Source organism: Zhongshania sp. (genome assembly GCF_041623545.1).
GTDB lineage: Bacteria > Pseudomonadota > Gammaproteobacteria > Pseudomonadales > Spongiibacteraceae > Spongiibacter.
In genome coordinates, this window is record NZ_JBFJWS010000098.1 from 1 (window position 1) to 10,432 (window position 10,432).

The 10,432-nt window shown below is 53.6% G+C and carries 10 protein-coding genes; all 10 read right to left on the reverse strand.

Going from position 1 to position 10,432, the window contains the following annotated elements; translation table 11 throughout:
• On the reverse strand, positions 1-125 hold a 125-nt coding region (locus tag ABYT30_RS10425; RefSeq protein ID WP_373096352.1), incomplete at its 3' end, for a DUF2065 domain-containing protein.
• A 122-nt stretch (positions 126-247) separates the two neighbouring features.
• Entirely contained in the window at positions 248-1,120 is an 873-nt protein-coding gene (gene hflC / locus ABYT30_RS10430; RefSeq protein ID WP_373081524.1) for a protease modulator HflC, read from the reverse strand.
• Between the two features lies 1 nt (position 1,121).
• Positions 1,122-2,261, reverse strand: a complete 1,140-nt coding sequence (gene hflK / locus ABYT30_RS10435) for an FtsH protease activity modulator HflK (protein ID WP_373081522.1) — start codon at positions 2,259-2,261, stop codon at positions 1,122-1,124.
• Between the two features lie 104 nt (positions 2,262-2,365).
• The gene (hflX, locus tag ABYT30_RS10440; RefSeq protein ID WP_373081520.1) at positions 2,366-3,682 is read right to left on the reverse strand and encodes a ribosome rescue GTPase HflX; all 1,317 of its coding nucleotides are present in this window, start codon (positions 3,680-3,682) and stop codon (positions 2,366-2,368) included.
• Positions 3,683-3,713: 31 nt separating this feature from the next.
• Entirely contained in the window at positions 3,714-3,971 is a 258-nt protein-coding gene (gene hfq / locus ABYT30_RS10445; RefSeq protein ID WP_008250581.1) for an RNA chaperone Hfq, read from the reverse strand.
• A 119-nt stretch (positions 3,972-4,090) separates the two neighbouring features.
• Positions 4,091-5,005: a tRNA (adenosine(37)-N6)-dimethylallyltransferase MiaA gene (miaA, locus tag ABYT30_RS10450; RefSeq protein ID WP_373081532.1), complete on the reverse strand. Its 915-nt coding sequence runs from the start codon at positions 5,003-5,005 to the stop codon at positions 4,091-4,093.
• Between the two features lie 46 nt (positions 5,006-5,051).
• Positions 5,052-6,917 carry a DNA mismatch repair endonuclease MutL gene (gene mutL, locus ABYT30_RS10455; protein ID WP_373081517.1) on the reverse strand — a complete coding sequence of 622 codons (1,866 nt, stop codon included), beginning with the start codon at positions 6,915-6,917 and terminating at the stop codon, positions 5,052-5,054.
• Positions 6,917-8,251, reverse strand: coding sequence for an N-acetylmuramoyl-L-alanine amidase (locus ABYT30_RS10460; RefSeq protein WP_373081515.1), 1,335 nt, complete (start codon positions 8,249-8,251; stop codon positions 6,917-6,919). The genes mutL and ABYT30_RS10460 overlap by 1 nt, the downstream gene beginning before the upstream one ends.
• Complete coding sequence (gene tsaE, locus ABYT30_RS10465) at positions 8,238-8,702, reverse strand: tRNA (adenosine(37)-N6)-threonylcarbamoyltransferase complex ATPase subunit type 1 TsaE (RefSeq protein ID WP_373081513.1); 465 nt, start codon at positions 8,700-8,702, stop codon at positions 8,238-8,240. The genes ABYT30_RS10460 and tsaE overlap by 14 nt, the downstream gene beginning before the upstream one ends.
• Entirely contained in the window at positions 8,686-10,218 is a 1,533-nt protein-coding gene (locus tag ABYT30_RS10470) for an NAD(P)H-hydrate dehydratase (RefSeq protein ID WP_373096350.1), read from the reverse strand. Before ABYT30_RS10470 ends, tsaE begins: the two co-directional genes overlap by 17 nt.
• Positions 10,219-10,432: the final 214 nt, after the last annotated feature.

Consider the following 10,432-nt stretch of genomic DNA (forward strand, 5'->3'; position numbering starts at 1 on the left):
ACAGATCGACTGTCCATATCCGCCATCCGGTATGCTAATAAACGCCAACGCTCAGGACTGAGAAATGGCAGCACACCTTCAATAATAAGCACCATACTGAGAGCCACTGACAGTTCCTGCCACATGCGCTTTGCCTGCTACAAACATAAAAAATCCGCGCTGCCCGTAGGGGTTTAGACCTCGGTTCAGCCCGGATGCGAGAATGATACCACACTCCCCGCCTCAGCGAGGAGTGAAACAAGCCAGCTTACTTACTGCCGCCCTGCTTTAAGTAACGGAAGAACTCACTTTTGCTGTCAACGACCAATAAATCACCTTTATTACTAAAGGACGACTGATAGGCGCTCAAGCTACGTAAAAAAGCATAGAACTCGGGATCACGACTATAAGCTGCTGCATAGGTACTGGCGGCCTCAGCATCACCCTCACCGCGCAACACTTCAGAGTCACGATAGGCATTTGCACCAATAACCGTGCGCTGACGATCTGCTGTAGCGCGAATTTTTTCAGCTAATTCGCGACCAGTAGAGCGATGCTCGCGAGCTTCACGCTCACGCTCAGACTTCATGCGATCGAACACCGACTGACTAACCTGCGACGGCAGGTCAATACGCTTAACCCGGACATCAACCAGCTGAATACCAAACTCGGTAGTCGTAATCTGATTGAGATCACGCGTCAAATCCGTCATTAACAGATCCCGCTCACCGGATACAACCTCATGGAAGGTTCGCTCACCAAACTTGTTACGCAAGCCGGTATTAATTCGCTGCGCCAACAAACCTTCGGCGCGCCCTTCCTCGCCATTGGTGGCGGTATAATACTTCTGCGTATCGATTACTTTCCACTTAGCGTAAAAGTCCACATCCAACGGCTTTTTCTCAATGGTCAAAAACCGTTGAGTTGGCGCATCTAAGGTTAAAATACGACGCTCAAATTTGCGCACCATATGCACAAAGGGCGTTTTGATGTGCAGGCCTACACTGATATCTGGGTCGACCACTTCACCAAACTTTAGCAAGACCCCGCGCTCGGTTTCACGCACGATATACAAGCTATTCATCGCCAGTACGATTAAGCCCAGCAGCACGACTACAACGGTAAAATTACGTCCACCCATGTTAACGACCCTCCCTGCGCGAACTTTGACTGTCACGACGTAACTGCTCAATGACTTTATCTGTCAACTGGCGCATATCCGGCTCTGCACTAGCCGATTGGCGAGTAACCGCCGACTTTTCCATCAATTTATCGAGCGGCAAATACATCATATTATTACCGCCTTCGACATCAACCATCACCTTGGTAGCATCGCTATACATGGTTTCCAGCGCATCGATATACAAACGCTCGCGGGTCACCTTAGGCGCTTTGCGGTATTCGTCATAAAGATCCACAAAGCGCTGAGCCTCACCCTGCGCCCTGGCAACAACCTGCTCTTTATAAGCTTGCGCTTCTTCAAGTTGACGCTGAGCAGCACCACGCGCTTCTGGAATAATGCCATTGGCGTAGGCTTCTGCCTCATTCTTTAAGCGCTCACGATCTTCTTTCGCACGAGTAACATCATCAAATGCGTCTTGCACCTGCGAGGGCGCCTGTGCATCTTCAATATTGACCTTGGCTACTAAAATGCCACTCTGATAAGTATCGAGATAACCCTGAAGTCTCTGCTGAGTATCGATCGCAATCTGCTCGCGCCCCTCAGTGATCACCTGATCCATTTTTGAACTGCCAACCACGTGGCGCAAGGAGCTTTCCAGAGCATGCTCTAAACTCAACTCAGGACTCTTCACTTTAAGAAGAAAGTTAGCAGGGTCTGACACGGTGTACTGAACAGACAAAGCGACATCGACGATATTTTCGTCTTCGGTCAGCATCTGGCCACGACTCGTAATACCGCGCACTTTAGTGACGTTGATTTTATTCACTTCGTCCATCAGCGGCGGATTCCAGCGCAAACCAGGCATCACTGTTTCGTGATAAACCCCCAAGCGCAGCACTACAGCACGCTCTTGCTGATCAACCTGATAGAAACCAAACAAACCCCAAACCACTGCTGCCAGTACCGCAACAACTCCGAGCATGCCAGCGCTTAGATGAAAATCGCCACCATTGCTGCTGCCGCCTGTTTTAGCGCCGCCAAAAATACTATTCAGCTTTTCTTGCAGCTTTTTCAGAGCTTCATCTAAATCTGGCGGCCCCTGGTTATTACCGCCCCAAGGATCATTATCTTTCCCGCCACCCGGTTCATTCCAGGCCATAGCCCTCTCCTATCGATTATCGTTGTGGTTCGCTATTTTTTTATGCCGCAGCCAACTTGTGCTGCGGAACGCCCGCGACATCACGATTTTGTCCGGCGGGCAGTCTAGCAGAATTCTTCGCGCATGCTAACCGGACGACTTGAGTCCAGTGACGCTTCTGTAATTGATTCAGCAGCCAGCAATCGTTGCCAATCCGCTTCCGGCAAACGAATTTTTAGGCGCTGCGAGCCGTCATCGCTCATTTCTTCTTCGAGTACAGCATCAAGACTAAACAGCCGCGCACGCAAACGGCCCTGCGCCGCCGTTAAGGTAATACTGGTTTCGCAAATCTCATTGCCCAGCAGCTCACTCAAGGCCTGATAAAATAAATCCAGCCCTCGATCATCTCGCGCCGACAGCCACACCCGTACCGGTTGACCAGTATCATCGCGCTCAATACGCGGCTCACTGCCAATCAAGTCAGTTTTATTATAAACCTCAAGAATTGGTATATCCGCCGCGCCAATCTCCGCAAGTACGCTCATCACCTGCTTCATATTGTCTTGACGCTCAGGATCAGCGCAATCCACAACATGAATCAACAAATCGGCGATAACCGCTTCTTCTAGGGTCGCTCGAAACGCCTCCACCAGCTTGTGGGGCAAATGACGAATAAAGCCAACGGTGTCCGCCAAAATAACCGGACCAACATCACCCACCGTAATACGGCGCACGGTTGGATCCAAGGTCGCAAACAACTGATCGGCGGCGTAAACGGTGGAGGTGGTCAGCACATTAAAGAGCGTTGATTTACCCGCATTGGTATAGCCGACCAATGACAGCGCCGGAATTTCGGCCCGTCGCCGCGCCCGCCGAGCCTGCTCGCGCTGGCGCCGAACTTTCTGTAGCCGCGACTGAATTGCAGTTATACGCGCCCGCAATAAACGCCGATCGGTTTCAAGCTGGCTCTCACCCGGCCCGCGCAAACCTATACCGCCCTTTTGACGCTCCAAGTGAGTCCAACCGCGCACTAGCCGCGTGGACATATGCTGCAGCTGAGCCAGCTCAACTTGCAATTTACCCTCGTGGGTATGTGCGCGCTGGGCAAAAATATCAAGAATTAGACCGGTACGATCAAGCACGCGACACTGTAGTTCGCGTTCAATATTGCGCTCTTGGCTCGGTGACAAGGAATGGTTAAACAACACCAGCTCGCCTTCATTGGCGATCAGTGCTTCACGAATTTCTTCGAGCTTGCCGGTACCCACAAACAGACGGGCGTCCGGACGTTTACGAGACCCTGTAATGAACGCTACAGGGTCACCTCCTGCGGAGGTGACCAGCTGCACAAATTCATTGGAGTCTTCGCGCTCGTCTTCACTGTGAAAATCCAGGTGCACCAGTATTGCGCGCTCACCAGAATTAGGTCTTTCAAATAGCAAGGACGAACCTCAAATCAACAAATAGCGGTTATTAAGCGTCTTCTTGTTCTTCGTCATCTTCTGGCGGATGCGCCATAGGCAAACGAACAACACGCGACGGAACCACGGTAGAAATGGCGTGTTTATAGACCATTTGACTAACCGTATTTTTTAGCAAGACCACAAATTGGTCAAAAGACTCAATTTGGCCCTGCAATTTAATGCCGTTAACCAGATAGATAGAAACCGGAATGCGCTCCTTTCGAAGAATATTCAGGTAAGGGTCTTGTAGGGTATGCCCTTTTGACATGGCGTGACCTCCTGTATGCCCAAATCGGGCGTTGATAAAACGTATCAAAAAGCAGTAATAAGATCGCAAACCCAACAACAAGTTCGCAAACAGACTGGGTAGCTTGCAGTATACCTAAGTTATAGCAGTTCAGCAGCGCCAGAATGCGCTATCACGGAATTTAGTTGCAAATCAATATTTCCGCCAGTCTCCAGCCACTGCAAGTCTGACCAACCCCGCAACCAAGTTAACTGTCGCTTTGCCAATTGCCGCGTAGCAATCAAGGCACGCTCAAAGGCTTCATCAAGGGAATAATCACCGCGCAAATGCTCCCAAACCTGACGGTACCCCACCGCCCGTATCGCCGGTAAATCCGCGTGCAAATCGCCACGCGCCATCAAGCCCGCGACTTCCTCAACAAAGCCCTGAGCAAACATCTGCCTCAGCCGCTGTTCGATGCGCAGATGTAATACACTGCGCTCTGGCGGCGCAATGGCAAACTGAAACACTCGGTAAGGCAAAACTTGTTCCGCCTGCCTAGCCCGCCACTCGGTCATAGTGACGCCACTAATACGGTAAACCTCTAGAGCACGGGAAAGACGCTGGGAGTGATTAGGATGAATCCGTGCCGCGGAAGCCTCATCCACCTCTGCTAGCAAGGCATGAACCGCAGGCCAACCCTGTTCTTCGGCAATGGCGTTAATCTCAGCTCGCACCTGCTGATCTGCCGGAGGCATATCCGCCAAACCCTCAAGCAAGGCTTTGTAATACAGCATCGTACCGCCTACCAGCAGCGGAATTCGCCCAGCAGCAGCGCTTTGGGCCATTGCCGCCAATGCATCACGACGGAAGCTTGCTGCCGAGTACGCCTCACTCGGGTCACAAATATCGATTAATTGATGGGGGTAGCGGGCCAAAGTTGCTGCATCTGGCTTGGCACTGCCAATATCTAAGCCACGATAGACCAAGGCCGAATCGACGCTGATCAAGTCGCAGGGTAGGCGCTCACTCAGCGCCAAGGACAAATCCGTTTTACCTGCAGCAGTCGGCCCCATCAAAAAAATAGCGGTCGGTAATACGTCCACCGAATCACTCACTTGATCAGCGGCCACGTAAAAACCATTTATCCAACTCGGCCAGACTCACCTGCACCCAGGTTGGCCGGCCGTGATTGCACTGGCCGCTGCGCTCAGTGGCCTCCATATCGCGCAGCAGACCATTCATCTCTGGCAGAGTCAGACGACGGTTCGCCCGCACCGAGCCGTGGCAGGCCATGGTCGACAAGATTTCATTGATATGAGCCTGAATGCGATCGGTACTGCCAAACTCCAACAAATCCGACAGCACGTCTCTTACCAGCTGCTCTACCGAGGTATCAGCCAGAATCGTCGGCAATTCCCGCACAATAATCGACTCGGCAGCAGCACGCTCAATGCGCATACCCAGTTCAGCAAACACGCCCGCATGCTGTTCGGCGCAGTCAGCCTCGCGCTCACTCACCGCCAAATTCATTGGCACCAGCAAGGGCTGGCTACGAATCCCCTCGCCTTCACGGGCATTTTTCATACGTTCGTAGGTAATGCGTTCATGAGCTGCATGCATGTCAACTAAGACCATGCCCTGCTGGTTTTCCGCCAGAATATAAATCCCCTTCAGCTGGGCAAGTGCATAACCCAGCGGTGGCGCGGTACTGTCGTCTGCCGGTGCAACACTGTTTGGCCCCGTCTGCAAGCGCTGATAATTTGCCCGCTGATCCGCCACCCCCGCGTTAGAAGGAGGAGTATATGACGAGCTGTACTGGGGCTGAAATGATGTCGGCGCCGCATTAAATGCACCCGCACTTGGCGTCGCCAAAGAGGCCGACCCCGCCTCGCCCAAGGGCATAGCCGCTTGGGTTTCCGGCATCGCCATTAGCGATTCTCCGCCATCCGCTGCAATCGCAGCCTGCTGAGGCACGGTGTCTGGCCGCACATCAGCGAGTACTTTGTGCAAAGTGCGGAATATAAAGTCGTGCACTGTGCGGCCATCCCGGAAACGCACCTCGTGCTTGGTCGGGTGGACATTCACATCCACCGCAGCCGGCGCCAACTCGAGATACAACACAAAAGCGGGGTGGCGACCGTGAAAAAGTACATCGCGGTAGGCTTGACGAACTGCATGAACCACCAAGCGGTCACGCACATAGCGCCCGTTCACGTAAAAATGCTGCAAATCAGCCTGACTGCGGGAAAAGCTTGGCAGTGCCACCCAACCCCAAAGCCTCAGTCCGACGGCCTCCCGATCGATATATAGCGCCTGCTCCATAAACGCCGGGCCGCAAACGGCAGCTAAACGCCGCTCTTGCTCAAGCTGATTGTCCGCTGGTTTTAAACTGTGTACCGCACGCCCATTATGACGGAGGGAAAAGCCAACGTCGTAGCGACTCAAGGCCTGGCGCTTAACGACCTCTTCAAGGTGATTAAATTCTGTTTTCTCGGTGCGCAAAAACTTTCGCCGCGCGGGGGTATTAAAAAACAAATCCCGCACTTCCACCGTAGTCCCCCGGGGGTGCCCTACAGGCGCTAGCACGGTTTCCATATCGCGACCTTCACTGCGCGCCGACCAACCCGACACACTGCCTTCTTGTGCAGTACTCAAACACAAGCGCGACACCGAGCTGATACTTGCCAAGGCCTCACCACGAAAACCAAGACTGGCTACCGACTCCAAATCTTCCAGGGCCGAAATTTTACTAGTGGCGTGACGACTGAGCGCCAGAGGTAAATCGTCTTCGGCTATGCCGAAGCCGTCATCCCGCACCCGTATTAATTTAACGCCGCCCTCTTCAATATCCAATTCAATGCGGCGAGCGCCGGCATCGAGGCTATTTTCGAGGAGCTCTTTTACTACCGAGGCGGGACGCTCTACCACTTCCCCCGCGGCAATCTGGTTAGCCAAACGGGGATCTAATAAACGAATTTTAGTCATTATGAGGCGGGAATCTGTATTTTTTGGCCGACGCGGATACTACTCCCCGACAGTTGATTATGACGCTGAAGGTCGCCGAGGGGCACATTATAACGCTGAGCTATCCCAGACAAGGTATCGCCCCTTGCGATAGTGTATTCACGTGCAGTGGCGCTAGCGGGCCGACCGCCGGGAACATCGCCGCGCTTTAGCGCTGCAAAATAGGTATCTGGCGGCGGGCTTTCTCTAAAATAGCGATCGATACCTTCGAAAATAGCTAAGGCCATGCTGCTTTGGTAACTACTACTTTTCAGCTTGCTGGCTTCCCCAGGATTAGAGATAAACCCGGTCTCCACCAAAAGCGAAGGAATATCCGGCGACTTCAGCACAGCAAAACCCGCTTGCTCCACACGCTTGCTATGAAGACGAGAGATTTTAGCCATTTCACCCAACAGCTGCGCACCCACGCTTAGGCTTGCATCAAGACTGGCCGTCATCGACAAATCGGTTAACACTCCCGCCAAAACCTGATCTTTATCCGACAGGCTCACGCCACCCACTAAGTCAGCGTCGTTTTCGCGCTGGGCCAAAATTCGGGCTGAGGCACTTGTCGCACCACTCTTAGACAAAGCGTATACGGAACTGCCATTCGCTTGGGGGTGAGTAAAAGCGTCAGCATGAATAGACACAAAAAAATCGGCCTGAGCCTTGCGGGCAAGATCACGGCGCTTAGCCAAGCCCACGTAGTAATCGCCATTGCGAATCATCACCACGCGATAGCCTTTCTTGCGCTCGAAGCGTTCTTTAAGTCGCGAGGCAATTTGAAAAACCACATCTTTTTCTTTAACCCGCCCCGGCCCAATAGCACCGGGATCCTCACCGCCGTGACCGGCGTCAATCGCGATAACCACATCGCGCTGCGAACTGGTTTCAACGCTTTTGATCACCTGGGCTTCAACGGTTTCACCCTTATCCAGAAAATCCACCACAAGACGATCATGCAAATCCCCGCTGGCCTCTAATAAAAAGCTGCGTACCTGCACCTCAGCACTAAGATCAAATACCATGCGCAGCGCACCGCCGGGCTTATCTGCATGGCGCAGACCAGTCACTGGGCTATTGGCAAACTGCAGTTTTTGAGTATCTGCGGCGAGTTTGGTATTTTGAATATCGATAACGAGACGGTGAGGATTGCTCAGGGTTATCAGTTCATGGGTGACCGGCCCGCTCAAATCAAACACCACGCGGCTGTGATCTGGCGCTCGCCAAAATCGAACGTCGCGAATTTCTGCCGCCTGCGCGGCAGCGGCCAAACTCAGTAGGCAAATCAGGACAACACTGTTAATCCGTTTCATATTCGCTCAATTGCGCCAAGATTTGCTGCCCACGCGGCGTTGCGCTACGTGCGGCAAGTAGGCGGCCCGCTCCCTGTACCTCAATGCTAACCATTATATCCGCTAATGGCAAAACACCCGCGCCACGCTCGGGCCACTCGACCAAACATACCGCGTCGCCATCGAAGTAATCACGAATACCCATGTACTCCAACTCTTCAGGATCACCTAAACGGTACAGATCAAAATGATACACATTCACCCCAGCATTCTCATAGGGCTCAACAAGGGTATAAGTTGGGCTCTTCACCGCACCGGTATGACCAAAAGCCCGCAACACACCCCGACAAAATGTGGTTTTACCTGCACCAAGCTGGCCGCCTAGATAAACCACAGCTCCGCCCTTCAACGCCGCTCCCAGCCACTGGCCCGCCGCTACTGTTTCGGCTTCGTCATCAAGATAACGCTGCATAGCCGTTAATTACACCCCGTAAATGATCAATCACATCGCTTGCTATCAAACCACGTTCACCCTCGACCGCGGCCACATCCGCTGCGGCGGCATGCACAACAACTCCCAAGCACGTCGCCCGCGGCGGCGATAAACCTTGGGCGACAAAAGCGCCGATTACCCCAGATAGCACGTCACCCATACCACCACTTGCCATACCTGGGTTACCGCGATTGCACAAATACAGCCCGTCGCCGGTAGCGATGACAGTGCCACCGCCTTTCAATAATACGCTTGCGGCGAAACGCTCAGCCATAGTCTGCGCCGCAGTAAAACGGTCTGCCTGCACATCCAAGGTGCTGCAAGCCATCAACCGCGCGGCCTCCCCCGGATGGGGCGTGAGTATACGCGGCCCGCAGTGAGAAAGCAGGAGCTGCGGTTCGCTGGCAATTATATTTAACGCATCAGCGTCGACAACCAGGGGCTTGTTTGCCGCCAAAACTGCCGCCAGCAACTCCCGCCCCCAAGACTGCTGACCCAAACCAGGCCCAATCACCACCACGGTCGCCTTGGCCAAAAGCCATTGTAATTCCTGGGCGCCACTCACGCCATGCACCATCAATTCCGGCCGCGCCGCGACAAAGAGCCCAATATGCTCAGGCCGTGTTGCGCAGGAAACTAAGCCAGCACCACTACGCGCTGCGGCGCTGGCTGCCAATAATGCCGCTCCCGCCATGCCGTAATCCCCCCCCACCACCAAGACATGCCCAGCAGCACCTTTATGCGCATTACGCGCTCGCGGTCCCCACTCGGCCAGCATCTGCGCAAGATTCAACTGCCTGACCGCACCGGTCAACTGTCCACTGCTCAGCTGTTTATACACATTTCGAGGTACCGCGAGATCGGCAAAGTGAAGTGCGCCAACACAATCAAGCGCATCTAAGGTGAACAGTCCGCGCTTTAAACCGATAAAACTCAGGGTTTGCGCAGCCTTTATCGCCACACCCAAAATACGCCCACTGTCACTGCACAGGCCAGAGGGAATATCGATGGCCAGTACTGGCACTCCTGCACAGTTAATCGCCTGGATCGCCGCACGATAGTGTTCACGAACGTCACCCCGCAGACCAATGCCCAGCATGGCATCAACAACAACGCTATTATCCTGCGGTGACTCGCCTCGCCATAACGACACCACAACCCCGGTCCGACGCGCCCACTGCCACGCTAAAGCAGCATCGCCATTGAGTGATTCGGGCGCCGCTAGGGCCCACACCCGCACCGCCAGACCAGCCTCCGCCGCCAAAGCTGCAAGCACATAGCCGTCGCCACCATTGTTGCCGCCACCACAAAACACCTCTATAGGCGAGCGATCTGGCCAACACTCTTGCACACAATTGAACGCCGCCTGACCCGCACGGCGCATCAACTCAAATCCGGCGATACCACTGGCAATCGCCAAGCGGTCAAATTCGCGAACCTGCGCTGCGGTATACAAGGTTTGTTCAGCAACAATTACACGACCCAGCGATGACATAAGGCGATATCCCAGAGAACTTATATACCAGCCTATCATAGCGCTTACGTAAACACTGGCAATCTAGTCCGTCACCAAAGCCTATGGCACCGCCGCTCAATTGCGCTTATTGCGGCCCCTCAACAATGCTATTCAGTGAATCCCGAATCGCTAATTCACGGTTAGCCACTTTTTTGAATAAACCGCCAGCCGCCTGCTGCGCTACGTACTCACC

Coding starts and splice junctions, on each gene's coding strand:
- miaA (WP_373081532.1), bottom strand. CDS start 5,005: ATGGGGCCGACTGCTGCAGGTAAAACGGATTTGTCCTTGGCGCTGAGT.
- ABYT30_RS10470 (WP_373096350.1), bottom strand. CDS start 10,218: ATGTCATCGCTGGGTCGTGTAATTGTTGCTGAACAAACCTTGTATACC.
- mutL (WP_373081517.1), bottom strand. CDS start 6,917: ATGACTAAAATTCGTTTATTAGATCCCCGTTTGGCTAACCAGATTGCC.
- hflK (WP_373081522.1), bottom strand. CDS start 2,261: ATGGCCTGGAATGAACCGGGTGGCGGGAAAGATAATGATCCTTGGGGC.
- ABYT30_RS10460 (WP_373081515.1), bottom strand. CDS start 8,251: ATGAAACGGATTAACAGTGTTGTCCTGATTTGCCTACTGAGTTTGGCC.
- tsaE (WP_373081513.1), bottom strand. CDS start 8,702: ATGCAGCGTTATCTTGATGACGAAGCCGAAACAGTAGCGGCGGGCCAG.
- hflC (WP_373081524.1), bottom strand. CDS start 1,120: ATGGGTGGACGTAATTTTACCGTTGTAGTCGTGCTGCTGGGCTTAATC.
- hfq (WP_008250581.1), bottom strand. CDS start 3,971: ATGTCAAAAGGGCATACCCTACAAGACCCTTACCTGAATATTCTTCGA.